At 69.0% G+C, this 25,812-nt stretch carries 28 protein-coding genes; 14 read left to right on the forward strand and 14 right to left on the reverse strand.

What is annotated here, in order from left to right; all coding sequences use genetic code 11:
• Positions 1-62 precede the first annotated feature (62 nt).
• From xdhA to trpB, 6 genes are all read left to right on the forward strand, one after another.
• The gene (gene xdhA, locus E4191_RS04715; RefSeq protein WP_135312372.1) at positions 63-1,511 is read left to right on the forward strand and encodes a xanthine dehydrogenase small subunit; all 1,449 of its coding nucleotides are present in this window, start codon (positions 63-65) and stop codon (positions 1,509-1,511) included.
• A 4-nt stretch (positions 1,512-1,515) separates the two neighbouring features.
• Positions 1,516-3,825, forward strand: a complete 2,310-nt coding sequence (gene xdhB / locus E4191_RS04720; RefSeq protein ID WP_135312373.1) for a xanthine dehydrogenase molybdopterin binding subunit — start codon at positions 1,516-1,518, stop codon at positions 3,823-3,825.
• A complete protein-coding gene (xdhC, locus tag E4191_RS04725; protein WP_135312374.1) occupies positions 3,822-4,553 on the forward strand; it encodes a xanthine dehydrogenase accessory protein XdhC in 732 nt (243 codons plus the stop codon). Before xdhB ends, xdhC begins: the two co-directional genes overlap by 4 nt.
• Complete coding sequence (gene guaD, locus E4191_RS04730) at positions 4,541-5,839, forward strand: guanine deaminase (protein ID WP_135312375.1); 1,299 nt, start codon at positions 4,541-4,543, stop codon at positions 5,837-5,839. The genes xdhC and guaD overlap by 13 nt, the downstream gene beginning before the upstream one ends.
• Before the next feature lie 99 nt (positions 5,840-5,938).
• A complete protein-coding gene (locus tag E4191_RS04735; protein WP_135312376.1) occupies positions 5,939-6,454 on the forward strand; it encodes a cell wall hydrolase in 516 nt (171 codons plus the stop codon).
• Between the two features lie 170 nt (positions 6,455-6,624).
• The gene (gene trpB, locus E4191_RS04740; protein ID WP_135312377.1) at positions 6,625-7,851 is read left to right on the forward strand and encodes a tryptophan synthase subunit beta; all 1,227 of its coding nucleotides are present in this window, start codon (positions 6,625-6,627) and stop codon (positions 7,849-7,851) included.
• A gap of 49 nt (positions 7,852-7,900) precedes the next feature.
• Here the strand turns inward: trpB and E4191_RS04745 are convergent, their stop codons facing one another.
• The 3 genes from E4191_RS04745 to pth all read right to left on the reverse strand — a co-directional run bounded on the left by E4191_RS04745 (position 7,901) and on the right by pth (position 10,099).
• Complete coding sequence (locus tag E4191_RS04745; protein WP_135312378.1) at positions 7,901-8,275, reverse strand: DUF2237 family protein; 375 nt, start codon at positions 8,273-8,275, stop codon at positions 7,901-7,903.
• Positions 8,276-8,351: 76 nt separating this feature from the next.
• Positions 8,352-9,362: a DUF2332 domain-containing protein gene (locus tag E4191_RS04750; RefSeq protein ID WP_135312379.1), complete on the reverse strand. Its 1,011-nt coding sequence runs from the start codon at positions 9,360-9,362 to the stop codon at positions 8,352-8,354.
• A complete protein-coding gene (gene pth, locus E4191_RS04755; RefSeq protein WP_135312380.1) occupies positions 9,359-10,099 on the reverse strand; it encodes an aminoacyl-tRNA hydrolase in 741 nt (246 codons plus the stop codon). Before pth ends, E4191_RS04750 begins: the two co-directional genes overlap by 4 nt.
• A 155-nt stretch (positions 10,100-10,254) precedes the next feature.
• Between pth and E4191_RS04760 the strand changes: the two genes are divergently transcribed.
• The 5 genes from E4191_RS04760 to E4191_RS04780 all read left to right on the forward strand — a co-directional run bounded on the left by E4191_RS04760 (position 10,255) and on the right by E4191_RS04780 (position 13,624).
• A complete protein-coding gene (locus E4191_RS04760; RefSeq protein WP_135312381.1) occupies positions 10,255-10,890 on the forward strand; it encodes an ATP-dependent Clp protease proteolytic subunit in 636 nt (211 codons plus the stop codon).
• 161 nt (positions 10,891-11,051) lie between these two features.
• Positions 11,052-12,317, forward strand: coding sequence for an ATP-dependent Clp protease ATP-binding subunit ClpX (gene clpX, locus E4191_RS04765; protein ID WP_135312382.1), 1,266 nt, complete (start codon positions 11,052-11,054; stop codon positions 12,315-12,317).
• Positions 12,318-12,412: 95 nt separating this feature from the next.
• On the forward strand, positions 12,413-12,787 hold the full coding sequence (locus E4191_RS04770; protein ID WP_135312383.1) for an NADH:ubiquinone oxidoreductase subunit NDUFA12: 375 nt from the start codon (positions 12,413-12,415) through the stop codon (positions 12,785-12,787).
• 1 nt (position 12,788) lies between these two features.
• The gene (mlaD, locus tag E4191_RS04775) at positions 12,789-13,265 is read left to right on the forward strand and encodes an outer membrane lipid asymmetry maintenance protein MlaD (RefSeq protein WP_135312384.1); all 477 of its coding nucleotides are present in this window, start codon (positions 12,789-12,791) and stop codon (positions 13,263-13,265) included.
• Positions 13,262-13,624 carry a DUF2155 domain-containing protein gene (locus tag E4191_RS04780; RefSeq protein ID WP_135312385.1) on the forward strand — a complete coding sequence of 121 codons (363 nt, stop codon included), beginning with the start codon at positions 13,262-13,264 and terminating at the stop codon, positions 13,622-13,624. Before mlaD ends, E4191_RS04780 begins: the two co-directional genes overlap by 4 nt.
• Here the strand turns inward: E4191_RS04780 and aat are convergent.
• From aat to hisA, 6 genes are all read right to left on the reverse strand, one after another.
• On the reverse strand, positions 13,591-14,220 hold the full coding sequence (gene aat, locus E4191_RS04785; protein WP_135312386.1) for a leucyl/phenylalanyl-tRNA--protein transferase: 630 nt from the start codon (positions 14,218-14,220) through the stop codon (positions 13,591-13,593). The two genes, E4191_RS04780 and aat, sit on opposite strands and share 34 nt — an antisense overlap.
• 6 nt (positions 14,221-14,226) lie before the next feature.
• Positions 14,227-15,573 carry an acetyl-CoA carboxylase biotin carboxylase subunit gene (accC, locus tag E4191_RS04790; protein WP_135312387.1) on the reverse strand — a complete coding sequence of 449 codons (1,347 nt, stop codon included), beginning with the start codon at positions 15,571-15,573 and terminating at the stop codon, positions 14,227-14,229.
• 4 nt (positions 15,574-15,577) lie between these two features.
• On the reverse strand, positions 15,578-16,090 hold the full coding sequence (gene accB, locus E4191_RS04795; RefSeq protein WP_135312388.1) for an acetyl-CoA carboxylase biotin carboxyl carrier protein: 513 nt from the start codon (positions 16,088-16,090) through the stop codon (positions 15,578-15,580).
• A gap of 129 nt (positions 16,091-16,219) precedes the next feature.
• Positions 16,220-16,528: a phosphoribosyl-ATP diphosphatase gene (locus tag E4191_RS04800; protein ID WP_135312389.1), complete on the reverse strand. Its 309-nt coding sequence runs from the start codon at positions 16,526-16,528 to the stop codon at positions 16,220-16,222.
• A gap of 4 nt (positions 16,529-16,532) precedes the next feature.
• Positions 16,533-17,294 carry an imidazole glycerol phosphate synthase subunit HisF gene (hisF, locus tag E4191_RS04805; RefSeq protein WP_135312390.1) on the reverse strand — a complete coding sequence of 254 codons (762 nt, stop codon included), beginning with the start codon at positions 17,292-17,294 and terminating at the stop codon, positions 16,533-16,535.
• Positions 17,295-17,427: 133 nt separating this feature from the next.
• Positions 17,428-18,144: a 1-(5-phosphoribosyl)-5-[(5-phosphoribosylamino)methylideneamino]imidazole-4-carboxamide isomerase gene (hisA, locus tag E4191_RS04810; protein ID WP_135312391.1), complete on the reverse strand. Its 717-nt coding sequence runs from the start codon at positions 18,142-18,144 to the stop codon at positions 17,428-17,430.
• 139 nt (positions 18,145-18,283) lie between these two features.
• Here hisA and E4191_RS04815 point away from each other — a divergent pair, with 139 nt between their 5' ends.
• Positions 18,284-18,667 carry a DUF2147 domain-containing protein gene (locus tag E4191_RS04815; protein WP_135312392.1) on the forward strand — a complete coding sequence of 128 codons (384 nt, stop codon included), beginning with the start codon at positions 18,284-18,286 and terminating at the stop codon, positions 18,665-18,667.
• An 86-nt stretch (positions 18,668-18,753) separates the two neighbouring features.
• On the forward strand, positions 18,754-19,572 hold the full coding sequence (locus tag E4191_RS04820) for an alpha/beta fold hydrolase (RefSeq protein WP_135312393.1): 819 nt from the start codon (positions 18,754-18,756) through the stop codon (positions 19,570-19,572).
• Positions 19,573-19,622: 50 nt separating this feature from the next.
• On the opposite strand, the gene E4191_RS04825 is transcribed toward E4191_RS04820, so the two are convergent.
• The 3 genes from E4191_RS04825 to E4191_RS04835 all read right to left on the reverse strand — a co-directional run bounded on the left by E4191_RS04825 (position 19,623) and on the right by E4191_RS04835 (position 22,936).
• Entirely contained in the window at positions 19,623-20,798 is a 1,176-nt protein-coding gene (locus E4191_RS04825) for an NAD-dependent epimerase/dehydratase family protein (protein WP_135312394.1), read from the reverse strand.
• 114 nt (positions 20,799-20,912) lie between these two features.
• Positions 20,913-21,590, reverse strand: coding sequence for an ABC transporter ATP-binding protein (locus E4191_RS04830; RefSeq protein WP_135312395.1), 678 nt, complete (start codon positions 21,588-21,590; stop codon positions 20,913-20,915).
• Positions 21,587-22,936 carry a sugar transporter gene (locus E4191_RS04835; RefSeq protein ID WP_228461553.1) on the reverse strand — a complete coding sequence of 450 codons (1,350 nt, stop codon included), beginning with the start codon at positions 22,934-22,936 and terminating at the stop codon, positions 21,587-21,589. The genes E4191_RS04830 and E4191_RS04835 overlap by 4 nt, the downstream gene beginning before the upstream one ends.
• 126 nt (positions 22,937-23,062) lie before the next feature.
• On the opposite strand from E4191_RS04835, the gene E4191_RS04840 reads away from it, so the two are divergent.
• Positions 23,063-23,923 (forward strand): ABC transporter permease, encoded by an 861-nt coding sequence (locus tag E4191_RS04840; RefSeq protein ID WP_135312396.1) that lies wholly within the window; start codon positions 23,063-23,065, stop codon positions 23,921-23,923.
• Positions 23,924-23,928: 5 nt separating this feature from the next.
• Here the strand turns inward: E4191_RS04840 and choV are convergent, their stop codons facing one another.
• Both choV and choW read right to left on the reverse strand, forming a co-directional pair.
• Complete coding sequence (gene choV / locus E4191_RS04845; RefSeq protein ID WP_135312397.1) at positions 23,929-24,939, reverse strand: choline ABC transporter ATP-binding protein; 1,011 nt, start codon at positions 24,937-24,939, stop codon at positions 23,929-23,931.
• Entirely contained in the window at positions 24,936-25,784 is an 849-nt protein-coding gene (gene choW / locus E4191_RS04850; protein WP_135312398.1) for a choline ABC transporter permease subunit, read from the reverse strand. Before choW ends, choV begins: the two co-directional genes overlap by 4 nt.
• Between the last annotated feature and the right edge of the window lie 28 nt (positions 25,785-25,812).

The raw sequence follows: 25,812 nt of genomic DNA on the forward strand, positions 1-25,812 counted from the left end.
GCGCCCGATTTCGCAACCATCCATTTCCGCCTAGCATCGGGACCAAGCGAGGAAGGATCACCATGACCCAGCTGCGGTTTCTGCTCAACGACCAACAGGTCGCCCTGACCGAGGTGGGCGCGTCGGACACGCTGCTGGACCATCTGCGCCTGGCCCGCCGCCTGACCGGCACCAAGGAGGGCTGCGCCGAGGGCGATTGCGGCGCCTGCACCGTGCTGCTGGGCCGCCTGACCGAGGGCGGGCTGGTCTACGAGCCGGTGAATGCCTGCATCCGGCTGCTGGCCTCCTGCCACGCCACCCATGTCGTGACGATCGAGCATCTGCGCGGCCCCGACGGCGGGCTGCATCCCGTGCAGGCCGCGATGGTCGAGCATCATGGCAGCCAGTGCGGCTTCTGCACGCCGGGCATCGTCATGGCGCTCTATGGTCTGTGGATGACCGACCCGCAGGCGGACGAGGCCGCCATCGAGGTGGCGCTGCAGGGCAACATCTGCCGCTGCACCGGCTATCAGCCGATCATCACCGCGGCCTTGGCCGCAGGCGCCGCCGGGGGCCAGGCGCAGGACGCGCTGGCCCGCGAACGCGCCTCGGTCACCGCCCGGCTGGCCGGCATGGCGGGCGGGCGGATCACACTGGCGCGCGGCGCCGACCGCGCCATCATCCCCGCTGACGCCGACGATCTGGCGCAGGTCCTGCTGGACCAGCCGCAGGCCACGCTGGTCGCGGGCGGCACCGATGTCGGGCTGTGGGTGACCAAGTTCCTGCGCGACATCAGCCCCGCCGTCTTCATCGGCCACCTGATGAAGGACATCCGCGTCGAGGACGGCGACCTGCATCTTGGCGCGGGCGTCACCTATTCCGAGGCCGCCCCCCTGATCGCCTGCCACATCCCCGAAGCCCATGATTACTGGCTGCGGATCGGCGGCTGGCAGGTGCGCAACATGGGCACGATCGGCGCCAACATCGCCAACGGCTCGCCCATCGGGGACACGCCGCCGCTGCTGATCGCGCTCGGTGCGCGGATCGTGCTGCGGCGCGGGGACGCGCGGCGCGAGCTGCCGCTGGAGGATTTCTTCCTGGACTACGGCAAGCAGGACCGCGCGCCCGGCGAGTTCGTGGAACGGATCGTCATCCCGACCCGGGCAGGCGCGCGCATCGCCGCCTACAAGATCACCAAGCGCCATGACAGCGACATCACGGCGGTGGCGGCGGGCCTGTGCCTCGAGGTGCAAGGCGGGGTGATCACGGACGCCCGGCTGGCCTTCGGCGGCATGGCCGCCACCCCCAAGCGCGCCCGGGCCGCCGAGGCCGCGCTGCAGGGCCAGCCCTTTGCGGAAAGCAGCTTCGACGCCGCCGCCCGCGCGCTGGCGCAGGATTTCACGCCGCTGTCCGACATGCGGGCCAGCGCCGATTACCGTGCCCTGGTGGCGCGCAACCTGCTTCGCCGCTTCTGGCTGGAGCAATCCGATCCCGGCCTGCCCGTGCGGCTGCGCCAACCCGTAGGAGCCTGAGGCCATGAAGGACGACAGGACCGCCATCCGGGGACTGGCCCATCAGGATCAGGCCCATGACAGCGCCATCAAGCATGTGACCGGCCGCGCCGACTATACCGACGACCTGACCGAGCCGACGGGCACCATCCATGCCTATCTGGGCCTGTCGAGCTGCGCGCATGGGCGGATCACGGGCAGCGATTTCTCGGACGTGCTGGCGCAGCCCGGGGTGCTGGGCGTGCTGACCGCCGCCGATCTGCCCGGCGTCAACGACGTCTCGCCCAACGGCAAGAACGACGACCCGATCTTTGCCGAAGGCGTGGTGCAGTTCTGGGGCCAGCCGGTCTTTGCCGTAGTGGCCGAGACGCGCGACCAGGCCCGCCGTGCCGCCCACAGGGCGCGCATCACCTATGACCCGCTGCCCCATGCGCTGGACCCGATCGCGGCGCGCGATGCGGGCATGGGCTATGTCACCGACCCCCTGACCCTGCGCCGCGGCGACGCGCCCGCAGCCCTGGCCCGCGCCCCGCATCGGATCGAGGGCCGCTTCGCCATCGGCGGGCAGGATCACTTCTATCTGGAGGGCCAGATCGCGCTGGCCATCCCGGGCGAGGATGACGATGTCGCGCTGCATGTCTCGACCCAGCACCCGTCCGAGGTGCAGCACATGGTGGCCCATGTCCTGAACGTGTCCAGCCATTCGGTCGTGGTGAACGTGCGCCGCATGGGCGGGGGGTTCGGCGGCAAGGAAACGCAGATGAACCTGTTCGCCTGCGTGGCGGCGGTGGCGGCCAAGCGCTGGAACCGCGCCGTCAAGATCCGCCCCGACCGCGACGACGACATGATCGCCACCGGCAAGCGCCACGATTTCGTGGTCGATTACGCGGTGGGCTTCGACGATCAGGGCCGCATCCAGGCGGTGGAGGGCGACTGGTACGCCCGCTGCGGCTTTTCCGCCGACCTGTCGGGCCCGGTCACCGACCGCGCGCTGTTTCATGCCGACAACGCCTATTTCTATCCCGACGTCCGCATCAGCAGCCACCCGCTGAAGACCAACACCGTCAGCAACACCGCCTTCCGCGGCTTCGGCGGCCCGCAGGGCGTGATCGTGGCCGAGCGCATGATCGAGGAGATCGCCTACGCCCTGGGTCTGGACCCGCTGGAGGTGCGCAAGCGCAACCTCTATCAGAACGGCCAGCTGACCCCCTATCATCAGGAGGTCACCGACCAGATCCTGCCCCGCATCTTCGACGAGCTTGAGGCCAGCAGCGACTATCACGCCCGCCGGCAGGCCGTGCTGGACTGGAACGCGAAAGGCGGCGTGATCCGCAAGGGCATCTCGCTGGTGCCGGTCAAGTTCGGGATCAGCTTCACCGCGACCTGGTTCAACCAGGCGGGCGCGCTGATCCACATCTATAGCGACGGCTCGATCCACCTGAACCATGGCGGGACCGAGATGGGGCAGGGGCTGAACACCAAGGTGGCCCAGGTGGTGGCAGAGGCGTTCCAATGCGACATCGCCCGCATCAAGATCACCAAGACCACGACCGAGAAGGTCCCCAACACCTCGGCCACCGCGGCCTCCTCGGGCACCGACCTCAATGGCATGGCGGCGCTGGACGCGGCGGACCAGATCAAGGCGCGGCTGGTGGGGTTCGTGGCCGAACGGTGGCAGGTCGCGCCCGGGGACGTGGCCTTCCTGCCCGGCCAGATCCGGGCGGGCGACCACCTGATCCCCTTCACCGAGGTCATCCGGGCCGCCTACATGGCACGCATCCACCTGTCGGCGGCGGGCTTCTACAAGACGCCCAAGATCCACTGGGACCGCGCGACCGGCAAGGGGCGGCCCTTCTACTACTACGCCTACGGCGCGGCGGTGTCCGAGGTCTCGGTCGACACGCTGACCGGCGAATACGTGATCGACCGGACGGATGTGCTCCATGACGTGGGCCGGTCGCTGAACCCGGCGCTGGACAGGGGGCAGGTCGAGGGCGCCTTCGTGCAGGGCGCGGGCTGGCTGACCATCGAGGAGCTGTGGTGGTCCGAGCAGGGGCAGCTCAAGACCCATGCCCCCTCGACCTACAAGGTGCCTCTGGCCAGCGACCGCCCGCGCATCTTCAACGTGGCGCTGGCCGACTGGTCCGAGGCCTCAGAGCGCACGATCAAGCGCTCCAAGGCCGTCGGAGAGCCGCCTTTCATGCTGGGCATCAGCGTCTTCGAGGCGATCAACATGGCCGTGGCCTCGGTCGCGGGCTACCGCGAACCCGCGCGGCTGGACGCGCCCGCCACGCCCGAGCGGGTGCTGATGGCGGTCGAGCGGCTGCGCGGATGATCCGCGTCCGCGTGACCTCGGCGCGCGGCTCGACCCCGCGCGAGGCGGGGGCCGAGATGATCGTGGGCCCGGACACGATCCAGGGCACGATCGGCGGCGGGCAGCTGGAATACATGGCCATCGACCGCGCCCGCCAGATGCTGGCGCGCGGCGAGGCGACGGCCCGCATGGACATCCCCCTCGGCCCCGAGATCGGGCAATGCTGCGGCGGCCGCGTGATCCTGTCGCTGGACCGAGAGGCGCCCACGCCCCCCGCCCATCCCGACGCGCTGATCTTCGGGGCGGGCCATGTCGGCCGGGCCCTGTCGCGCGCGCTGCAGCCGCTGCCCGTCAACGCCCTGCTGATCGACAGCCGCCCCGAGGAGCTGGCGCGGGCCTCGGGGCCCACCCGGCTGACCCCTCTGCCCGAGGCGCTGATCCGCGACGCCCGCCCCGGCACCTTCGTGGTGATCCTGACCCATGATCACGCGCTGGACTTCCTTCTGGCCGCCGAGGCGCTGGCCCGGCGCGACTTGGCCTATGTCGGCATGATCGGCAGCGCCACGAAGCGCGCGCAATTCGCCCGCTTCGCCATTGCGCGCGGCCTCGACCCCGCGCCCCTCACCTGTCCCATCGGCGCGGGTTTCAGTCGCGACAAGCGCCCCGAGATCATCGCCGCCTTCACCGCCGCCGAGCTGATGGCGTGCCTCACCCTCTCTTCTTCACGAAAATATCCATGCAACAGCTGATCCGGGGCCGCGTCCTCGATTTTCACGCCGACCCCCATGACACGGATGACAGCCACCGTTTCTGGGAGGATGGGGCGATCCTGGTGACCGACGGGGTCATCACCGCCACCGGCGATCACGCCGAGATGTCGCGCCGGGGCCTGATCCCGGCGGGCATCGCTCAGACCGACCACCGCCCGCACCTGATCCTGGCGGGGTTCATCGACACGCATATCCATTTCCCGCAGGTGCAGGTCGTGGCCAGCTGGGGGGCGCAGCTGCTGGACTGGCTGAACGACTACACCTTCCCCGAGGAGGCGCGCTTTGCCCGGCAGGGCCATGCCCCCGCCATGGCCGGGGCCTTCCTGGACCTGCTGACCGCGCATGGCACCACCACGGCCGTCGCCTTCTGCTCGGTCCACAGGCAGTCGGCCGAGGCGCTGTTCGCCGCCGCCCATGCCCGCGACATGGCGATGGTGGCGGGCAAGGTGATGATGGACCGCAATGCCCCGCCCGAGGTGCTGGACACGCCGCAGCAGGGCTATGACGACAGCCGCGCCCTGATCGAGGCCTGGCACGGCACGGGCCGCCAGCGCTATGCGATCACCCCGCGCTTCGCCATCACCTCCTCGCCCGAGCAGCTGGACATGGCGGGCCAGCTGGCCGCCGAGCATCCCGATTGCCACATTCAGACCCACCTGTCCGAGAACCGGGCCGAGATCGACTTCACCTTAAGCCTGTACCCCAAGGCACGGGATTACTTGGACATCTACGACACCTACGGCCTGCTGGGCCCGCGCACCCTGCTGGGCCATTCGATCCATCTGGAACCGCGCGAGATCGCGCGCATGGCCGAGACCGGCAGCCGCGCGGTCTTCTGCCCGACCTCGAACCTCTTCCTCGGCTCGGGGCTCTTCGATGCGGGCGGGCTGCGGGCGGCGGGGGTGACCAGCGGCATCGCCACCGATATCGGCGGCGGCACCAGCTATTCGATGCTGGCGACCCTGGCCGAGGGCTACAAGATCCTGCAGCTTCAGGGCCAGAGCCTGCACCCGCTGGCGGCCTTCCACTGGGCCACGCGCGGCAATGCCCTGGCCCTGGGAATGGAGGACCGGATCGGCACCTTGGCCCCCGGCAGCATGGCCGATCTGGTCGTGCTGGACGCTCGCGCCACCCCCGCCATGGCGCTGCGGATGGACCGCGCCCGCACCCTGGCCGAGGAACTGTTCATCCTGCAGATCATGGGGGACGACCGCGCCGTGGCGCAGACCTATGTGGCGGGCCGGGCGCAGAAGCCCGCCGCCTGACCCCGCCACCGGGCAAATGGGGCGACCCCTGTCCTTTCGGGTTGCCCCGGCGCGATCCATGCCCGAATGTCGGCGCAAAACAAAAGGGACGGGCAGGTCATGACGCTACCTTCCACATCGCGCGCCGTCGCGGCGCTGTCGGCCGTGCTGCTGGTCCTGACGGGCTGCGGCGATTCCGGCTTCGGCCGCAAGCGACTCAACGCGCAATCCTGCATGGAGCGGGCGATCTTCTTCGAGGCCAACCGCTCCAGCCGCGACGGGATGATCGCGGTGGGCAGCGTGGTGATGAACCGCGTCGCCTCGGACCAGTTTCCCGACACGGTCTGCGAGGTCGTGGGCCAGAAGAACCAGTTCGCCCCCGGCGTGCTGTCGCGCCCCATCGATCTGGAGCGGGTGCCCGACGTGCGCCGCGCCGCCAGCGCCGTCCTGCGCGGCGAACGCCATCCGCGCATCGGCAACGCGATGTTCTTCCACACCCACGGCTATCGTTTCCCCTATGACAACATGCATTACGTGCTGGTCGCGGGCGGCAACGCCTTCTACGAAAAGCGCCGCAGCCATCTGGTGACCCAGCCCGTGCCGCCCGCCCCGATCGAGCAGGGTCGCTTCCGCTGAGCCTCGGGCGGCGCTGCGGCCCTTTGGCGCGGCACGGCCTCCCGCCGATCTGTCGCGCCTCGCCGGGCCGGGCCGGGGCTTCACCCCGGCCGCGAAGGCCGCTAGAAGAGGGCGACCGGGCGCAGGCCCGGGCCCCATCCCGTCCGTTCCGAACCCAGAAGGCGCATCCCATGCCCGACGACCTGCCCAACAGCTTCACGACCGGCCCCGACGAGCAGGGCCGTTTCGGCATCTATGGCGGCCGGTTCGTCAGCGAGACGCTGATGCCCCTGATCCTGGACCTCGAGGCCGAATACGAGCGCGCCAAGACCGACCCCGCCTTCTGGGCGCAGATGGACGATCTGTGGACGCATTACGTGGGCCGCCCCAGCCCGCTGTATTTCGCGGAACGGCTGACCGAGAACCTGGGCGGCGCCAAGATCTACATGAAGCGCGACGAACTGAACCACACCGGCGCGCACAAGATCAACAACGTGCTGGGCCAGATCCTGCTGGCGATCCGCATGGGCAAGACCCGGATCATCGCGGAGACCGGGGCGGGCCAGCACGGCGTGGCGACCGCCACCGTCTGCGCGCGCTTCGGGCTGAAGTGCATCGTCTACATGGGCGCCCATGACGTCGAGCGTCAGGCGCCCAACGTCTTCCGCATGCGCCTGCTGGGCGCCGAGGTGATCCCCGTGACATCGGGCCGCGGCACGCTGAAGGACGCGATGAACGATGCGCTGCGCGATTGGGTGACCAATGTGCGCGACACCTTCTACTGCATCGGCACGGTCGCGGGGCCGCATCCCTATCCGGCGATGGTGCGCGACTTCCAGTCGATCATCGGCAAGGAGGTGCGCGAGCAGATCATGCCGCGCGAGGGGCGCCTGCCCGACACGATCATCGCGGCCATCGGCGGTGGATCGAACGCGATGGGGCTGTTCTATCCCTTCCTCAACGACACCGATGTCCGGATCATCGGCGTCGAGGCCGGGGGCAAGGGCGTCGACGACCGCATGCAGCATTGCGCCAGCCTGTCGGGCGGGCGCGCGGGCGTGCTGCACGGCAACCGCACCTATCTGCTGCAGGACGATGACGGCCAGATCCTGGAAGGGCACTCGATCAGCGCGGGCCTGGATTATCCGGGCATCGGGCCGGAACATGCTTGGCTGAAGGATATCGGCCGGGCCGAATATGTCAGCATCACCGATGACGAGGCGCTTGGCGCCTTCCAGTTGTGCTGTGCGCTGGAGGGGATCATCCCGGCGCTGGAGCCCAGCCATGCCCTAGCCCATGTGATCAAGATCGCCCCGGACCTGCCCGCCGACCACCTGATCGTGATGAACATGTGCGGGCGCGGCGACAAGGACATCTTCACCGTCGCCAAGCATCTGGGCTTCGACATGAAGATCTGACGGCTCCGGGGGGCGCACCGGTCGCACCCCTGATGCCTGCCCGCGCCCCCTAGTCGGCGGCGGGCCGCGCGTGGCGCTGCAGCAGTTCCAGCGGCACGATGTCCAGCGCGCGCTTGTGCGTGGATTCCAGCACCACATGCGGGGCCGCGAATTCCTGCGCCGCCTGCAGGAAGCGGCTGGCGCAGAGGCACCAGCGCTGGCCCGCCTGCAGCCCCGGAAAGCCGAATTCGGGGCGCGGCGTGGTCAGGTCGTTGCCCAGATAGCGCGACATGGCCAGGAATTCCTCGGTCAGGACGACGCAGACCGTGTGGCTGCCCCGGTCCTCGGGGCCGGTGTCGCAGCAGCCGTTGCGATAGAACCCGGTCACGGGCCGGGTCGAGCAGGGCTGCAGCTTGCCGCCCAGGACGTTCACCGACGGCTGCATGGGCGTCTCCTTCCGCATCTGGTCTTCATCCGGACAGGGTAGGCTGCAGAGACGGCCGGGGGAAGGGGGGAACCTGTCACATCTGGCGGGGCTGCCACCGGATCCAGCGCCCATGGAAATCCGCACGCCCGAGCGCCCAGTGCCGCCGCACCCCGTCCCACAGCGTCAGCCGCAGGGCCGCGCCCTCGCCCCCGTCGGCCTCCATCTCGACATGGGCCAAGGGCGCCTCGGGGGTGGCGGCGTCCCCTGCGCGGGCCAGCGACCTGGCGCAGGCATGGGCGGTCGCGGGCGGGAAATACTGCGCGGCGATGGTGTGAAAGACCATCGTCAGCGCGCCCGGCGCGGGGCGGGCCAGCTGGTCCGTCAGCCAGTCGCCCGCATCGCCCCGGTCCACCGGTGGCGGATCGCCTCGCGCCAGATCCAGCGCCGCGCGCAGCCGGGCCATGCGCGCCGTCTGGTCGGCCCAGCAATAGGCCATGAGCCGCAGCCCGTCCCGGTCGGGGTCCAGCGGGTTTAGATCGACGCCCCGGCGGCTGGCGACCTCGATGGCCCCCTGCGGCAGATCGCCCTGCCAGTCGGGGGCCAGCCGGACACCCGTGCCCCCGTCCTGCAGGTGATAGCGGTCGAAGTTCAGGTTCAGCCCGGCCGAGGCGCCCAGTTCCCGCAGCCGCAGCGGCAGGGGCGCAAGGCCCCGCAGGAACCGCGCCGCCCCGATCAGCGCGGCCGAGCGCGCGACCTCGTTGGTCTGGGGCGGGCTGCCCAGCCAGTCGAGGATCGCGGCGTCGTGGGCCTGCAGCACCTCCTCCAGCAGCCCGTCCGGCACCTCGGCCGCCACATAGGCCCGCGCCAGATCGGGTGCCGCCCCGGTCAGCACCAGCGCATGCAGCGCCCCGCACAGCCGCAACGGCACCGACGCCGCCGAAGGGGACGGATCGCCCGGCCAGCCCAGCACGCGGTTGGCGACCGGGCCGCCCACGGCCTCCAGCGCCCCGGGCAGGCTGCGGCACAGTGCCGCCGTCAGGGGCGATCCCAGATCGGTGCAGGCCCGGGCCTGGTCGCGGAACGCCGCCCGGACCCGATCGCTCATCTGAAGCGGTCGGTCAGGGCGCGCAGCCGGTCGGCCAGGCTGGCAGTCGCCTCGGGTGCCTCGGGCGCGGCCGGGTCGGGGCCTGGTGCGGGGGCATCGGCGCGGGGCGCCTTGGGCGGCGCGGGGTCTGGGGCGCGCTTGGCGGGCGCCTCGGTCCCGCTGTTGCGGGCGGGCGCGGTGCGGTTGGCGACCGCGTTCTGGAACCGCCCCCCGTCGCCCGCCGCCAGCGCCGCCGCCCCGTCCGAGATGCCGCGTAGCAGGTCGTCCAGCCAGTCCTGTTCCGCCTTGGCGAAATCGGACAGCACATAGGGCGCGACCTTGTCCTTGTGGCCCGGATGCCCGATCCCAAGGCGCACGCGCCCGTAATCCGGCCCCAGATGCTGGTGGATCGAGCGCAGCCCGTTATGCCCCGCATGCCCGCCGCCCTGCTTGACCCGCGCCTTGCCCGGCGCCAGATCCAGTTCGTCATGCAGCACGATGATCTCGGCGGGGGTCAGCTTCAGATAGCGCATCGCCTCGCCCACCGACTGCCCCGACAGGTTCATGAAGCTCTGCGGCTTGAGCAGCGTGACCCGCATCTCGCCAAGCCGCCCCTCGGCGGTCAGTGCCTGTAAGCGGGGGCGCCAGGGGCCGAAGCCGTGATCCTCTGCGATGCGATCCACCGCCATGAAGCCGATATTGTGACGATTGGCCGCATATTTCGCACCGGGATTGCCTAGGCCCACGATCAGTTTCACGACTGCCTCCTGACGTCCCCGGGGGGTCGTTTTTCGTTCCATCCCTTGCGGCTGACCTTGCCGGTTACTAAGACTCTGTCAACCTATCGCGGCTAAGACAGGGGTTCACGCCCGGACGAATCGCGGCACCAGAGACGAACAGGCAAGGACACACGATGAGCGATCCGGCAGAATTCTACATGAACAACCTCGTTCCCATGGTGGTCGAACAGACCTCTCGCGGGGAACGGGCCTATGACATCTTCTCGCGCCTGCTGAAGGAACGGATCATCTTCGTCTCGGGTCCGGTCCATGACGGCATGTCCACGCTGATCTGCGCGCAGCTCCTGTTCCTCGAGGCGGAGAACCCGTCCAAGGACATCAGCATGTACATCAACAGCCCCGGCGGCGTGGTGACCTCGGGCCTGTCGATCTATGACACGATGCAGTACATCCGGCCCCGCGTGTCCACGCTGGTGGTGGGGCAGGCGGCCTCGATGGGCTCGCTGCTGCTGGCCGCCGGCGAAAAGGGCCTGCGCTATTCGCTGCCCAACAGCCGGGTGATGGTCCACCAGCCGTCGGGCGGGTTTCAGGGCCAGGCGACCGACATCCTGATCCATGCCCGCGAGACCGAAAAGCTCAAGCGCCGGCTGAACGAGATCTATGTCACCCATACCGGCCGCACCCTGGCCGAGGTCGAGGAGGCGCTGGAGCGCGACCGCTTCATGACCGCGGAGGAGGCCCGGGACTGGGGCCTGATCGACGAGGTCGTGGCCCCCCGCGGCAAGGCCGAGGCGACCGACAAGAAATAGGTGCCTTGGGGATTGTGACGGGCCGGGCTGGCCCGTAACATGGCGGAAATGACCTGCGGCGGCCGATCCGTCGCAGGAAACCGAAGATGCGGCGCGCGGGACCTGAAATCCGACGCCGCCCGCAGCGCGGCTACGCGGGGCGGCAGTGAAGGAAGTGGACGATGGCGAACCAGTCCGGCAACGACAGCAAGAACACGCTCTATTGCAGCTTCTGCGGCAAGAGCCAGCACGAGGTCCGCAAGCTGATCGCGGGACCGACCGTCTTCATCTGCGATGAATGCGTCGAGCTGTGCATGGACATCATCCGCGAGGAGACCAAGTCCAGCGGCCTGAAATCCGGTGACGGCGTCCCCACCCCGCGCGAGATCTGCGGCGTGCTGGACGACTACGTGATCGGCCAGGAACATGCCAAGCGCGTCCTCTCGGTCGCGGTGCACAACCACTACAAGCGGCTCAACCACGGGTCCAAGACCGACATTGAACTGTCCAAGTCCAACATCCTGCTGATCGGCCCCACCGGCTGCGGCAAGACGCTGCTGGCGCAGACCCTGGCCCGCATCCTGGATGTGCCCTTCACCATGGCCGATGCGACGACCCTGACCGAGGCCGGCTATGTCGGCGAGGATGTCGAGAACATCATCCTCAAGCTGCTGCAGTCGTCGGAATACAACGTGGAACGCGCGCAGCGCGGCATCGTCTATATCGACGAGGTCGACAAGATCACCCGCAAGTCCGACAACCCCTCGATCACCCGCGACGTGTCAGGCGAGGGCGTGCAGCAGGCGCTCCTGAAGATCATGGAGGGCACGGTCGCCAGCGTTCCGCCGCAGGGCGGGCGCAAGCACCCCCAGCAGGAATTCCTGCAGGTGGACACGACGAACATCCTGTTCATCTGCGGCGGCGCTTTCGCGGGCCTCGACCGGATCATCGCGCAGCGCAACGCCGGCACGGCGATGGGCTTCGGCGCGGCGGTTAAGGAAAAGGACGATCGCGGCGTGGGCGAGCTGTTCAAGGAACTGGAGCCCGAGGATCTGCTGAAGTTCGGCCTGATCCCGGAATTCGTCGGCCGCCTGCCGGTGATCGCCACGCTGACGGACCTCGACGAGGAAGCGCTGATCATCATCCTGACCAAGCCGAAGAACGCCTTGGTCAAGCAGTACCAGCGGCTCTTCGATCTGGAAGGCGTTCAGCTGACCTTCACGGAGGATGCGCTGACCGCCATCGCCAAGCGCGCGATCAAGCGCAAGACCGGCGCGCGGGGTCTGCGCTCGATCATGGAGGAGATCCTGCTAGACACCATGTTCGAACTGCCGGGTCTGGACAGCGTCGAAGAGGTCGTGGTGAACGAGGAGGCCGTCGAATCGACCGCCGCCAAGCCGCTGCTGATTCATGCAGATGCCAAGAAGGAAAGCGCCTCGGCCGGGTGATCCCGGCCTTGGTCGTCCGGTCCGGCTGACGGCTGGACCTTTGCGCGGAACCGGGGCATATCCCGGGGATCATCCTGCTGAAAAGGGTCCTGTCGATGTCGTTTCTGCTGCGCTTTCTGACCTGGTGGAACAGCCAGACGCTCAACACCCAGTTCTGGACGTGGCGGCATGGCGTTCGCGTCGGCGAGGATGGCGCGGGCAACATCTTCTACCAGACCAAGGACGGCAAGCGGCGGTGGGTGATCTACGGCGCCGAGGCCGAGGCCAGCCAGATCACGCCGGAATGGCATGGCTGGCTGCACCACACCTGGGCCGAGCCGCCGACCGAGTTGGCCGTGCCGCGCAAGGCCTGGGAACAGCCCCACAAGTCCAACCAGACTGGTACGCCCGGGGCCTATGTCCCCGCCGGATCGCTGTACCGTGCGCAGCCGGAGCCGCGCAGCGACTATGACGCATGGCGTCCCGAATAGCATGTCCGCGACGGGCCTTCACCGGGGCGAGGCGCGGGCCGAACTGATCGCCGGCGCCGTGGTCCTGGCCGTGGCGGTGGGCTTTCTGGCTTGGGCCGCGCAGGGCCGGTGGAGCAGCGGTGCGGGCTACGAGGTCACCGCCTCCTTTCCCGATGTCGACGGCGTCGCCGTGGGGACCGAGGTGCGGCTGGCGGGCGTGCGCATCGGGCGCGTCAGCGACATCCGCCTGAACCCGCAGACCTATCTGGCCGATGCCGTGCTGACGATCCCCGACGACATCGTGCTGCCCTTGGACAGCGCCGCGCTGATCCAGTCGGACGGGCTTCTGGGCGGGGCCTATATCCAGCTGCAGCCGGGCGGCAGCCCCGAGGATCTGGGTCCGGGCGACGAGATCGAGGATGTGCAGGGCGCCGTCAGCCTGTTGCAGCTGATGCTGAAATTCGTCGACAGCCAGTCGGGCGATGAGGTGGCCCCATGATCGGTCCCGTGATCTGCGCCGCCCTGTGCCTGGCGCTGCTGGCGGGTCCCGCCGCAGCCCAGGACACGGTCCGCGCGCCCGGCGCGATGCTGCGGGGCTTGGACAAGGTCTCGGGGCGGACGGTCGATCTGCCGCTGCAGGTGGGCGAGGCGCAGCGCTATGGCCGGCTGGAGATCCGCTTGGGCGAATGCCGCTATCCGGCGGGCGATCCCAGTTCGGACGCCTTCGCGCAGCTGATCATCACCGACCTGCGCCAGAATGCCACGGTCTTCAGCGGCTGGATGATCGCCAGCGCGCCCGCGCTCTCGGCGCTGGATGACGCGCGCTACGATGTCTGGGTGATGTCCTGCCAGAGCTGATCGGCCGGGGGCAGGGGATGGGCGCGGAAATCGGCGTCGTGGCGCAGCGCGTCTGACAGGCGCAGGCGATAGGCCTCTCGCGGGATCTCGACCCCGCCCATGCGGGCCAGATGCGGCGTCAGGAACTGCGTGTCGAACAGCGTGAAGCCGCAACGCGCCAGATGTGCCGAGGCCCAGATCAGCGCCATCCGCGATCCGTTCCGCCGCGCCGAGACCATCGATTCCCCGAAGAACGCGCCCCCCAGGGTGACGCCGAAGATCCCCCCGGCAAATCGGTCCTCGTGCCGGATCTCGATGGCATGGGCATGGCCAAGCCCGTGCAGCGCGCCATAGAGCGTCGCCAGCGGCGCGTTGATCCAAGTCGCCTCGCGATCCGCGCAGGCCGCCACCACCCGGTCGAAATCGCCGTCCAGATGCGCCGACCAGCCGCCCCGCCGCAGATCGCGCAGCAGGGATTTGGCGGCATGGACGCCGCCCACCGGCAGGACGCCGCGTAGAGGCGGGTCGTACCAGTGCAGGCGATCATCCTCGGCGCTTTCCGCCATGGGGAAGACGCCGCGTGCATAGCCGGTCAGCAGTTGCGCGGGCGTCAGCATCGCCGCCTACGTGTAGTGCTGCGCCAGCCAGCGCTCCAACCAATGGATCGAGTAGTTGCCCGACTGGATGTCCGGCTCGGCCAAGAGGTCGCGGAAGAGCGGCACGGTCGTGTCGACCCCGTCCACGATCAGCTCGCCAAGCGCGCGGGACAGGCGGGCCAGCGCCTCGTCGCGGTCGCGGCCATGCACGATCAGCTTGCCGATCAGGCTGTCGTAATAGGGCGGGATCGCATAGCCCTGGTACAGCGCGGAATCCATCCGCACGCCCAGGCCGCCCGGCGCGTGATACTGGGTGATCCGCCCGGGGCAGGGCGAGAAGCCCGGCACCTTTTCGGCGTTGATCCGCACCTCGATCGAGTGGCCGTTGATGACCAGATCCTCCTGGTGGAACTCCATCGGCAGGCCGGCGGCGACGCGGATCTGCTGGCGGACCAGGTCCACGCCGAAGATCGCCTCGGTCACCGGATGTTCGACCTGAAGGCGGGTGTTCATCTCGATGAAGTAGAACTCGCCGTCCTCGAACAGGAACTCGATCGTGCCGGCGCCGGAATAGCCGATCTTGGCCACCGCGTCCGCGCAGACCTTGCCGATGCGGGCGCGCTGCTCGGGCGTGATGGCGGGGCCGGGGGCCTCCTCCAGCACCTTCTGGTGGCGGCGCTGCAGCGAGCAGTCGCGCTCTCCCAGATGCACCGCGCGGCCCTTGCCGTCACCGAAGACCTGGATCTCGATATGGCGGGGACGCTGCAGGTACTTTTCCAGATAGACGTCGGGATTGCCGAAGGCCGCCTTGGCCTCGGCCCGGGCCGAGCGGAAGGCGACGTCGAGGCCGGTCTCGTCCAGCGCGACCTTCATGCCGCGCCCGCCGCCGCCGGCGGTGGCCTTGACGATGACCGGATAGCCGATCTCGGCCGCGACGCGGAAGGCCTCGTCCACGTCGTTCACGCCGCCCTCGCTGCCGGGCACGCAGGGCACGCCGAGCGCCTTCATGGTGTCCTTGGCGGTGATCTTGTCGCCCATGATGCGGATATGTTCCGCGCGGGGGCCGATGAAGGTGATGTCGTGGTCTTCCAGCATCTGCACGAAGCCGGCATTCTCGGACAGGAAGCCGTAGCCCGGATGGATCGCCTGCGCGCCGGTGATCTCGCAGGCCGAGATCAGCGCGGGCATCGACAGGTAGGACAGCGCGGAGGAGGGCGGACCGATGCAGATCGATTCGTCGGCCATGCGCACATGCATCGCGTCGGCATCGGCGGTGGAATGGACCGCGACCGAGGCGATGCCCATCTCGCGGCAGGCCCGGATCACGCGCAGCGCGATCTCGCCCCGGTTGGCGATGAGGATCTTGTCGAACATGGGATCACTCGACGATCATCAGGGGAGTGCCGAATTCGACCGGGATGCCGTCCTCGATCAGGATGCGCTTGACCGTGCCCGCCCGGGGGGCGGGGATGTGGTTCATGGTCTTCATCGCCTCGACGATCATCAGCGTGTCGCCCTCGGCCACGGTCTGGCCCACGGCCACGAAGGGGGCGGTGCCGGGCTCGGCGGACAGATAGGCCGTGCCCACCATGGGCGAGGTCACCGCGCCGGGCAGGCTGGCGGGATCCTGGGCGCCCGCCGGGGCCGCGACGGTCAGCGAGGTCGAGGGGCCGGGGGCGGGCTGGAAGGACGAGGTCTGCTGCTGGGGGGCCTGGGCATAGACGACCTGCTTGCCCTGCTTGGACAGGCTGACCGTCAGGCGGTCGTGCTCGCCGTATTCCCGCTTGACCTGGATCTCGGACAGCTCGCTGGCATTCAGCAGTTCGGCCAGCGACCGGATGAAGGCCACGTCGCCCTCGTGATGATTGTCATGGGTGGAATCGTTGCTCATGCCGTCCTCTGCCATCTTCTGGTCTGGCCGCGCCCTGCGCGGCGATTGCAGGGCTTATAGCCCTTGTGGCCGCCCGAGGGGAAGGGTTCCGGGGCGGGCAGGGGCAAATTGCCTGCCGCCCCTCGGGTGTCAGCCCGTGTCGCGCGCCGCCTTTTCGGCCAGGCCCGACACGCCCTCGCGGCGGGCCAGCTCGGCCTCGACATCCGCCAGGGTCACGTCGCGGGCGGCCAGCATCACCAGAAGGTGAAAGATCACGTCCGCCGCCTCGGAGGTCAGGCGGGCGCGGTCGCCCTTGACGGCCTCGATGATCGCCTCGACGGCCTCCTCGCCGAACTTCTCGGCGCATTTCTCGGGGCCCTTGGCGAGGAGCTTCGCGGTCCAGCTGCCGTCGGGATCGGCGGACTTGCGGGCCTCGATCGTGGCGGCGAGGCGGTGCAGGGGGTCATGTCAGCCTCATCGGGATGCCGGCGGCGGCCATGTGGGCCTTGGCCTCGGCGATGGTATGGGTGCCGAAATGGAAGATGCTGGCCGCCAGCACGGCGCTGGCATGGCCCTCGGTCACGCCCTCGACCAGATGGTCCAGCGTGCCGACCCCGCCCGAGGCGATGACCGGCACGTTCACCGCATCGGCGATGGCGCGGGTCAGGGGCAGGTTGAAGCCCGAGCGGGTGCCGTCGCGGTCCATGGACGTCAGCAGGATCTCTCCGGCGCCCTTCGCCTCGACGATGCGGGCGAAGTCGACGGCGTCGATGCCGGTGGGCTTGCGCCCGCCATGGGTGAAGATCTCCCACCGGCCCGGCGCCACGGTCTTGGCGTCGATGGCCACGACGATGCACTGGCTGCCGAAGCGGTCGGCGGCAGCGGCCACCACATCGGGATCGGCCACGGCGGCCGAGTTGAAGCTGACCTTGTCGGCCCCGGCCAGCAGCAGCGCGCGCACGTCCAGATGGCTGCGCACCCCGCCGCCCACGGTCAGCGGCACGAAGCACTGTTCGGCCGTGCGGGTCACCAGATCGAACATGGTGCCGCGGTTCTCGTGGGTGGCGTGGATGTCGAGAAAGCAGATCTCGTCGGCGCCGGCGGCGTCATAGGCGCGCGCGGCCTCGACCGGGTCGCCGGCGTCGATCAGGTCGACGAAGTTGACGCCCTTGACCACGCGGCCATCGGCCACGTCGAGGCAGGGGATGATGCGGGTCTTGAGCATCGGGGATGCGCCTTTGGCTGGGGCTGTCCGGCAGGGGTCTAGCGCAGAGCGGGCGGCAGGGCCAGAGGGGGGCCAGCCCCCCATCGCGCGAAGGGCGCGATCCCCCCGGGATATTTGTGCCAAGATGAAAGGGTCAGGCGAGGGTTCGAAGCGCCTCGCGCAGGTCGAGGGCGCCGTCGTAGAGCGCGCGGCCCGAGATGGCGCCGGCGATGATCCGCGTGTCGGCCAGGGCCTTGAGGTCCTTCAGCGAGGAGACGCCGCCCGAGGCGATCACCGGGATGGTGACGGCGCGGGCCAAAGCCTCGGTGGCCGAGATGTTGGGGCCGCCCATCGCGCCGTCGCGGTCGATGTCGGTGTAGATGATCGCGGCGACCCCGGCATCCTGGAAGCGGCGGGCCAGGTCTGTGGCGTCGATGTCGGTCTCGGTCGCCCAGCCCCGGGTGGCCACGCGGCCCTTGCGGGCGTCGATGCCCACCGCGATGCGGCCCGGGAAGGCCTCGGCGGCGTCGCGCACGAGGTCCGGGTTCTCGACGGCGACGGTGCCCAGGATCACGCGGGTCAGGCCGCGGTCCAACCAGGCGTCGATCGTGGCCATGTCGCGGATGCCGCCGCCCAGCTGGGTGGGAATGGTGGTGGCGGCCAGGATCGCCTCGACGGCGGCGGCGTTCACGGGCTTGCCCTCGAAGGCGCCGTTCAGGTCGACCAGGTGCAGCCATTCGGCGCCGGCGTCCTGGAAGGCGCGGGCCTGCGCGGCCGGGTCGGTGCCGAAGACGGTCGCGGCCTGCATGTCGCCGCGCAGGAGGCGCACGCAATTGCCGTCCTTGAGGTCGATGGCGGGGTAGAGGATCATGGCGCGGCTCCGGAGGTCCTGGGGGTCGGCCCCCCTTTGCCACGGGGGGGCCGGGCACGGCAAGGGGCGGACCTGACGTCACGCTTGCCCGCCTGGCCCGCGCCCGCGCAATCTGGCCCCATCCTGAGGAGGAGAGAACATGCGTCACGTCATTCTGGCCGCCGGGCTGCTGCTGTCTGCGGGGGCCGCCGCCGCCGACCCGATCGAGGGGCTGTGGCAGACCCAGCCCGACGAGGGGGCCTTTGCCCATGTCACCGTGGCCCCCTGCGGCGGGGCGTTCTGCGGCACGATCGCGCGCACCTTCCGCGACGGGGCCGAATATGCCTCGCCGAATGTGGGGCGGCAGATCGTCATTGACATGGCGCCGCAGGGCAGCGGCGATTACACGGGCCGCGTCTGGCGTCCGTCGAACGACAAGGTCTATGCCGGCAAGGCCGCGGTGGCGGGCGACCGCATGAGCCTGTCGGGCTGCATCGCGGGCGGGCTTCTGTGCAGCAGCCAGACCTGGGTGCGGCTGCCCTGAGGGCGACAGAAGCGTGATCGGGCCCGGGCGAACCCCGCCCGGGCCCTTGCGTTTCCCCGGTCACATCAGACCGAAAGGACCGCGACATGCCGATGATCTCCGCGCCGGATGGCACCCCGCTTTACGTCAAGGACTGGGGCGAGGGGCGCCCGGTGGTCCTGATCCATGGCTGGCCGCTGACTGCCGACAGCTGGGAGGTGCAGGCCCTGGGTCTGGCCGAGGCCGGGTACCGGGTCGTCAGCTATGACCGCCGGGGTTTCGGCCGGTCGGGGCAGCCCTGGTCGGGCTATGACTATGACACGATGGCGGGCGACCTGGCCGCGGTGATCGAGGAGCTGGATCTGACGGATGCGGCCCTCGTGGGCTTTTCGATGGGCGGCGGCGAGGTTGCGCGGTATTTCTCGGGCGCAGACGCGGGCCGGGTGTCCAGGGCGGCGTTCATCTCGTCCGTAGCACCGGGGCTGCTGCAATCGGAGACCAATCCCGACGGTGCGCCGGCCTCGCTGTTCGAGGAGATGCGCGCGGGTCTGCGCAAGGACCGCCCGGCCTTCCTGGCGGATTTCTTCAAGCAGTTCTACGGGCAGGGCGTGTTCAGCGGCGGGGTCAGCCAGGCCGTACTGGACTGGACGCAGGGCATGGCGCTGATGGCCAGCCCGCGCGCCACGCTGGAATGCGTGACGGCCTTCGGGATGACCGACTTCACCGCCGATGTGGCACGGATCACGGTGCCGACGCTGGTGGTCCACGGGACCGCCGACAAGATCGTGCCCATCGACGCCACCGCCCGCCGCATGGCCACGCTGGTCCCGCAGGCGCAGCTGATCGAATATGACGGCGCGCCGCATGGTCTGGGCGCCACGCATGCCGAGCGGCTGCTGGACGACCTGAAGGCGTTCCTGGCCTGAGGACCGGAGGGGCGCGCGGGTCGGACCTGCGCACCCCTTCGTCACATGGTCTATTCCGCCGCCTGCGCAGCGCGCCACTGCGAGACGCAGGGGATCTTGTCGCGGTCGCAGCGATTGGCGTAGCGGCGGGCGATGTCCTGCACCTCGGCCATCAGCCCGTCGGCCAGCCGGATGGGCTGCAGGCCCAGGTCCAGGAAGCCGTCATTCGCGACATGCAGGTCGTTCTCGTCCGCCTCGTTCCGGGGATTGGGCAGATGCGCGATCCCGGTGCCGGTGCGCGCCGCGATCATCTGCGCCAGGTCGCGGATGCGATGCGTCTCGGTCATCTGGTTCAGGATCCGCACGCGCTCGCCCCGCGCGGGCGGGGAGGCCAGCGCCAGTTCGATGCAGCGGCAGGTATCCTGGATATGGATGAAGGCGCGGGTCTGGCCGCCCGTGCCATGCACCGTCATCGGATAGCCGATCGCCGCCTGCATGAGGAAGCGGTTCAGCACCGTGCCATAATCGCCGTCATAGTCGAAACGGTTGATCAGCCGCTCGTCCCGCCGCGTCTCCTCGGTCTGGGTGCCCCAGACGATGCCCTGGTGCAAGTCGGTGATCCGCAGGCGGTCGTTCTTGTTGTAGTAGAAGAAGAACAGCGCATCCTGGGTCTTGGTCATATGGTAGATGCTGCCCGGATTGGCCGGATAGAGGATCTGCTGGCTGTGCGGACCGTTGGCGGTCTGCACGGTGACGTCCAGATAGCCCTCGGGGATCTTCATGCCTGCCGTGCCGTAGCCATAGACGCCCATCGTGCCCAGATGGACCAGGTGGATGTCCTGCCCCGATTCGACGATGGCCGCCAGGATGTCGTTCGTCGCGTTCAGGTTGTTGCTGACCGTATAGCGCTTGTGGCGGGCCGACTTCATCGAATAGGGCGCGGCGCGCTGTTCGGCGAAATGAATGACCGCGTCGGGGCGTTCCTCGGCCAGAAGGGCCAGCAGGCGGTCGTAATCCTGCCCCACGGTCAGATCGACGGTGCGGATCTGGTGGCCGGTCAGTTCGGCCCAGGCCCGCACGCGGGTGCCGAGCGGGCGGATGGGCGTCAGAGAGGCGACCTCCAGCTCGATGTCGATCTTGCGGCGCGACAGGTTGTCGACGATCACGACCTCGTGGCCGCGGGCGGACAGGTGCAATGCGGTGGGCCAGCCGCAAAAGCCGTCTCCGCCCAGAACGATGATCTTCATGCGATGCCTTGTGACCAGCAGATCCAAATTCATTCGGATCAATATCCGGCCCAAGGCCCGCAGGCCAGCCCCGCTGCGGGGACCGACACCGAACCGTCACGCGACCGGCGGCATTCAGCCGGCGAGGCTGTCGCGCACCCGGGCCATGTTGGCCATGTGGTTCGAGATGGCGTCCTCGATGTCGTCGAAGAAGGTCAGCTTGCCGTCCTCCAGCACCGCCCCGGCATCACAGGTCTTGCGCAGCATGCCGATCGAGTGGGACACCACGATGGCGCCCGAATGGGTCATGCGTTCGTTGAAGACCCGGTTCGACTTGGCCTTGAAGGCCGCGTCCCCCACGGCCGAGACCTCGTCGACCAGATAGGTGTCGAAGGGCACGGCCATGGACAGCCCGAAGGCCAGCCGCGACCGCATCCCCGAGGAATAGGTGCGGATGGGCAGCTTGAAATGGTCGCCCAGCTCCGCGAAATCCTGCACGAAATACAGCAGCTCGTCGGTATCGACGCCGTAGACGCGGGCAACGAAGCGGCAGTTCTGCTCTCCGGTCAGTTCCCCGTTGAACGAGCCCGCGAAGCCCACCGGCCAGCTGATCGTGCCGGTGGACAGGATCTTGCCCGACGAGGGCAGCATCGCGCCCGAGATCATCCGCAACAGCGACGACTTTCCCGCCCCGTTGCGCCCCAGAAGCGCGATCGACATGCCCGAGGGGAAGGTCGCGGTGATGTCGTCGGCCACCACCTTGCGCTTGCCGTTCAGCTTGTAGGTCTTGGACAGGTTCTGCAGATGGATCATCGCCGGTCGCGCAGGCTGTAGAAGATCAGGCTGCCGATGATCCAGAACACCATCAGGAACCCCGCGATCATCAGCATCAGCTTTTCGCGCTCGGGGAACTCGGCCTCCTGCGCCAGGGTCGGGCGGATATAGGGGGCGAGGTAGCGCGACTGGCGCACGGCCTCGGCGCGGGCCGATTCGAAGCTGGCCAGGGCCGCGGCATAGCTGGTTTCCGCGAACTGGCGGTCGGCGGCCAGGATCTCGTACTGGCCCACCACCTCGGACAGGGCCACCTCGCCGCCGGTCGAGCCGAACTTCTGCCGCTCGGCATCGATCTGCTCGCGGATGACCTGGATGCGCAGCTCGGTCTGGCTGATGCGCGGATCCTCGGGCTGGGCATTGGCCTGCAGCAGGCCAAGCCCGACCAGCTGTTCGGCCAGCTGCTGCTGCAGCGAGGTGACGACACCGATCTGGCCCTGCACGTCGGCCACCGGATCGACCAGCTGATAGAGGTTGCGGAACTCGGTCACCGACTGGCGCGCCTCGCGCAGCATGTCCTGCGCGCGTTCCAGTTCCGCCCGGGCATAGCGCAGGGCATCCTCGCGGGCGATGTCGTTCAGCTGGTTGATCAGGATGCCGCCCTCGTCGAGGATGGCGTTCGAGATGTCCTGCGCGTCCTGCGGCACGAAGGCCAGGATGCGCAGGTCGATCATGCCGTTGTCGTAATGGATGCGGACCTTGCGCTCCCATTCGTCGACCAGATCCTCCAGCGCGGCGCCGCCCTGATAGCCGAAGATCGGATCGCCGGGCGCCTTGGACCAGACCTCGCGCAGATCGATCCGGGCATTGACCCGCTCGACCAGGTCGCGGCTCTGGATGAACTTGTAGAGGATGTCGGTGTCGCTGGTCGAACTGGAGGTGACCCCCACCAGCGAGCCCAGCCCCCCCAGCACGTCGGTTGCGCCGGGCGAGGATTCGCTGCGCACCGAAAATCCGACATAGGAGGCATACTGGTCCGAGGCCCGGCCATAGACATACCAGCCGCTGAGCAGGATCGGCAGGATCACGACCAGGAAGAAGCTGGCGGCCATGCCGTAGTGGCGCGGCTTCAGCGCCGCCGGGCTGGCGGGCGGCAGGACGGGCTGGGCCAGCGCCGCCTCGATCCGGGCTTCCATCTCGGGATTCGGACGCCGCTGCCGCTGCGCGCGCCGCCAGGGCTTGGCGGCGGGAGGGGCGGCAGGCGCCTCGGCCTTGGCCTCGGGAGCGGTCTGGGGCGTCCCGTGGCCTTCGGGCGGCGCCGGCGTCGCGGCTGCGCGGTCGGCGGCCGGCACGGTGCCGAGGCCTGTCTTGGGATCGATGGCCGACATGCGTTTACCCCGCCTGTCATGTTGAACTTGTGGCGGTCCTCATACATAAGCGCGGGGAACTATTCCAGCACCGATCCTGTGCCAGGTTCGTGAGGCATCGCACAGGCGTCCCGGCAAGGCCCGACCATGACCCAGTCCCCTTCTGCACCCCCTCCTGCCGCGCCGCTGCCGCAGGCCCGCCCCGTCTCCGGCCCGCGGCTCCTCAAGGAGGTGCGCAAGCATCGCCGCTTTGCCAGCCTGCGCGCCATCGGGGCGCTTGTCCTGCGCGAGATGCAGACCAGCCACGGGCGCCAGTCGGGGGGCTATTTCTGGGCCATCGCCGAGCCCGCGGGCGGGATCGTGCTGCTGACGATCATCTTCTCCCTCGCCTTCCGCGAGCCGCCCATCGGCACCAGCTTTCCCCTGTTCTACGCGACCGGGATGGTGCCCTTCCTGGGCTATCTGGACATGTCGGGCAAGGTGGCGGGGGCCGTGCGCTATTCCGCGGCGCTGCTGGCCTATCCGGCGGTGACCTTCATGGACGCGCTGCTGGCGCGGATCGCCTTCAACTCGATGACGCAGATCATGGTCGCCACGGTCATCTTCGTCACCATCTTCGTGACCGGGGACACCCGCACCGATCCCCAGATCGACCTGATCGCCCTCTCGATCGCGATGATGCTGGTGACGGCCTCGGGCGTGGGGGCGATGAACTGCTTCATGTTCGCGGCCTTCAGCTGGTGGCAGCCGCTGTGGTCGATCCTCATGCGGCCGTTCTTCCTGCTGTCCTGCATCTTCTTCATGTTCGACGACGTGCCCCAGCCCTATCAGGACTGGCTGTGGTGGAACCCCCTGATCCACATCATCGGCCAGATGCGCGGTGCCTTCTATCCCGGCTATGGTGGCGACTATGTCAGCCATGCCTATGTCTTCGGGCTGGGGCTTGCGCTGTTCGCCCTGGGTCTGGCGCTGCTGGCGCGCTATCACCGCGACCTGCAGAACAGCTGAGCCGATCAGCCGCGCGGGTCGATCAGCCGGGCCAGCACCGCCTCGCGGGTGATGCGCCCGCCGCCCTCGACGGGCAGGGCCGCGCGCCCGGCCAAGAGGTCCATCACCGCCCGCACCGGCATGTCGCGGGGCACGGGCGGGCCCTCGGCCTCGCCCGGTTCGGCGACGTCCTCGGCGGTCAGCACGCCGAGCGGGTTCATGTGGGCCACGAAATCGGCCACGTAGTCGTTGACCGGATCGGCGATGATCTGGCGCGCGGTGCCGATCTGGACGATGCGCCCCCCCTCCATCAGCGCGATGCGGTTGCCCAGCTTGAAGGCCTCGTCCAGATCGTGGCTGACGAAGATGATGGTGCGGCCGGTCTTGGCCTGCAGCTCCAGCAGCTCGTCCTGCAAGCGGGCGCGGATCAGCGGGTCGAGCGCGCTGAAGGGCTCGTCCATCAGCAGGATCGGCGCCTCGGTCGCGAAGGCGCGGGCCAGGCCCACGCGCTGCTGCATGCCGCCCGACAGCTCGCCCACCTTGCGGTCCGCCCATTCGGTCAGGCCGACCGTGTCCAGATGCTGGTCGACCTTGGCACGGCGGTCGGCCACGGACATGCCCGCCAGTTCCAGCCCCAGGCCCACATTCTCGCGCACGCTGCGCCATGGCAGCAGGCCGAAGGCCTGGAACACCATCGCCACGTCGCGCAGGCGGATGTCGCGCAGGGCCTTGGCGCCGGCGCCGGTGACGCTGACCATCTCGCCGCCCCGGCGGATGCGCACCTCGCCCCGGCAGACATGGTTCAGCGCATTGACCCCGCGCAGCAGCGTCGACTTGCCCGAGCCCGACAAGCCCATCAGCACCAGGATCTCGCCCGTCGCGACCGACAGGCTGCAATCATGGACGCCCAGCACCTGCCCCGTCTCGGTCTTGATCGGGCCGCGGTCCAGCCCCTCGTCCATCAGGGGCAGGGCGCGTTCGGGATGATCGCCAAAGACGATGCAGACCCGGTCGAACTCGACGGCATTCGCGGTCATTTGCGGCCCTCCATGCGCAGCATCCGGTCCAGCAGGATGGCGACGACGACGATGACGATGCCCGATTCGAAGCCGAGCGCGGTGTTCACGCTGTTGAGCGCCCGCACCACCGGCACGCCCAGGCCCGAGGCCCCGACCAGTGCCGCGATCACCACCATCGACAGCGACAGCATGATGGTCTGGTTCAGCCCGGCCATGATCTGTGGCAGGGCACTGGGCAGCTCGACCTTCCACAGAAGCTGGCGCGGCGTGGCGCCGAAGGCGGTCGCGGCCTCGGTCAGCGAGGGGGGCGTCGAGGCAATCCCCAGCTGCGTCAGCCGGATCGGCGCGGGCAGCACGAAGATGACCGTCGCCAGCAGCCCCGGCACCATGCCGATGCCGAAGAAGACGATGGCCGGGATCAGGTAGACGAAGGTCGGCAGGGTCTGCATCAGGTCCAGCACCGGGCGCATCCAGCCGTACAGGCGCGGGCGGTGGGCGGCGGCGATGCCGATGGGGACGCCCAGGCCCATGCAGACTAAGCAGGCCGACAGCACCAGCGTCAGCGACTGCATCATCTCGGTCCAGTAGCCCTGGTTCAGGATGAACAGGAGCCCCGCCCCGACCAAGAGGCAGGTGCCCGCCCGCCGCTGCAGCGCCCAGGTCAGCGCCATGGCCAGCGCGATGAACAGGAACGGGTGCGGCGCCTCCAGCCCGGCCAGGATGGCATCGATCAGCGCCTCCATCGCGACCGAGATCGCGTCGAACAGCCCCGAGGCATTGGCGTTGAGCCAGTCGAACAGGGTCTTGGCCGTGCGCCCCACGGGGATCTTGTTGTCGGTGACCCATCCGGTCAGCTGGTCCATGCGGCGCTCCTGCCTGTGCGGTCGGTCC

Source organism: Paracoccus liaowanqingii (assembly GCF_004683865.2).
GTDB lineage: Bacteria > Pseudomonadota > Alphaproteobacteria > Rhodobacterales > Rhodobacteraceae > Paracoccus > Paracoccus liaowanqingii.

Coding starts and splice junctions, on each gene's coding strand:
- xdhA (WP_135312372.1), top strand. CDS start 63: ATGACCCAGCTGCGGTTTCTGCTCAACGACCAACAGGTCGCCCTGACC.
- xdhB (WP_135312373.1), top strand. CDS start 1,516: ATGAAGGACGACAGGACCGCCATCCGGGGACTGGCCCATCAGGATCAG.
- xdhC (WP_135312374.1), top strand. CDS start 3,822: ATGATCCGCGTCCGCGTGACCTCGGCGCGCGGCTCGACCCCGCGCGAG.
- guaD (WP_135312375.1), top strand. CDS start 4,541: ATGCAACAGCTGATCCGGGGCCGCGTCCTCGATTTTCACGCCGACCCC.
- E4191_RS04735 (WP_135312376.1), top strand. CDS start 5,939: ATGACGCTACCTTCCACATCGCGCGCCGTCGCGGCGCTGTCGGCCGTG.
- trpB (WP_135312377.1), top strand. CDS start 6,625: ATGCCCGACGACCTGCCCAACAGCTTCACGACCGGCCCCGACGAGCAG.
- E4191_RS04745 (WP_135312378.1), bottom strand. CDS start 8,275: ATGCAGCCGTCGGTGAACGTCCTGGGCGGCAAGCTGCAGCCCTGCTCG.
- E4191_RS04750 (WP_135312379.1), bottom strand. CDS start 9,362: ATGAGCGATCGGGTCCGGGCGGCGTTCCGCGACCAGGCCCGGGCCTGC.
- E4191_RS04760 (WP_135312381.1), top strand. CDS start 10,255: ATGAGCGATCCGGCAGAATTCTACATGAACAACCTCGTTCCCATGGTG.
- clpX (WP_135312382.1), top strand. CDS start 11,052: ATGGCGAACCAGTCCGGCAACGACAGCAAGAACACGCTCTATTGCAGC.
- E4191_RS04770 (WP_135312383.1), top strand. CDS start 12,413: ATGTCGTTTCTGCTGCGCTTTCTGACCTGGTGGAACAGCCAGACGCTC.
- mlaD (WP_135312384.1), top strand. CDS start 12,789: ATGTCCGCGACGGGCCTTCACCGGGGCGAGGCGCGGGCCGAACTGATC.
- E4191_RS04780 (WP_135312385.1), top strand. CDS start 13,262: ATGATCGGTCCCGTGATCTGCGCCGCCCTGTGCCTGGCGCTGCTGGCG.
- aat (WP_135312386.1), bottom strand. CDS start 14,220: ATGCTGACGCCCGCGCAACTGCTGACCGGCTATGCACGCGGCGTCTTC.
- accC (WP_135312387.1), bottom strand. CDS start 15,573: ATGTTCGACAAGATCCTCATCGCCAACCGGGGCGAGATCGCGCTGCGC.
- accB (WP_135312388.1), bottom strand. CDS start 16,090: ATGAGCAACGATTCCACCCATGACAATCATCACGAGGGCGACGTGGCC.
- hisF (WP_135312390.1), bottom strand. CDS start 17,294: ATGCTCAAGACCCGCATCATCCCCTGCCTCGACGTGGCCGATGGCCGC.
- hisA (WP_135312391.1), bottom strand. CDS start 18,144: ATGATCCTCTACCCCGCCATCGACCTCAAGGACGGCAATTGCGTGCGC.
- E4191_RS04815 (WP_135312392.1), top strand. CDS start 18,284: ATGCGTCACGTCATTCTGGCCGCCGGGCTGCTGCTGTCTGCGGGGGCC.
- E4191_RS04820 (WP_135312393.1), top strand. CDS start 18,754: ATGCCGATGATCTCCGCGCCGGATGGCACCCCGCTTTACGTCAAGGAC.
- E4191_RS04825 (WP_135312394.1), bottom strand. CDS start 20,798: ATGAAGATCATCGTTCTGGGCGGAGACGGCTTTTGCGGCTGGCCCACC.
- E4191_RS04830 (WP_135312395.1), bottom strand. CDS start 21,590: ATGATCCATCTGCAGAACCTGTCCAAGACCTACAAGCTGAACGGCAAG.
- E4191_RS04835 (WP_228461553.1), bottom strand. CDS start 22,936: ATGTCGGCCATCGATCCCAAGACAGGCCTCGGCACCGTGCCGGCCGCC.
- E4191_RS04840 (WP_135312396.1), top strand. CDS start 23,063: ATGACCCAGTCCCCTTCTGCACCCCCTCCTGCCGCGCCGCTGCCGCAG.
- choV (WP_135312397.1), bottom strand. CDS start 24,939: ATGACCGCGAATGCCGTCGAGTTCGACCGGGTCTGCATCGTCTTTGGC.
- choW (WP_135312398.1), bottom strand. CDS start 25,784: ATGGACCAGCTGACCGGATGGGTCACCGACAACAAGATCCCCGTGGGG.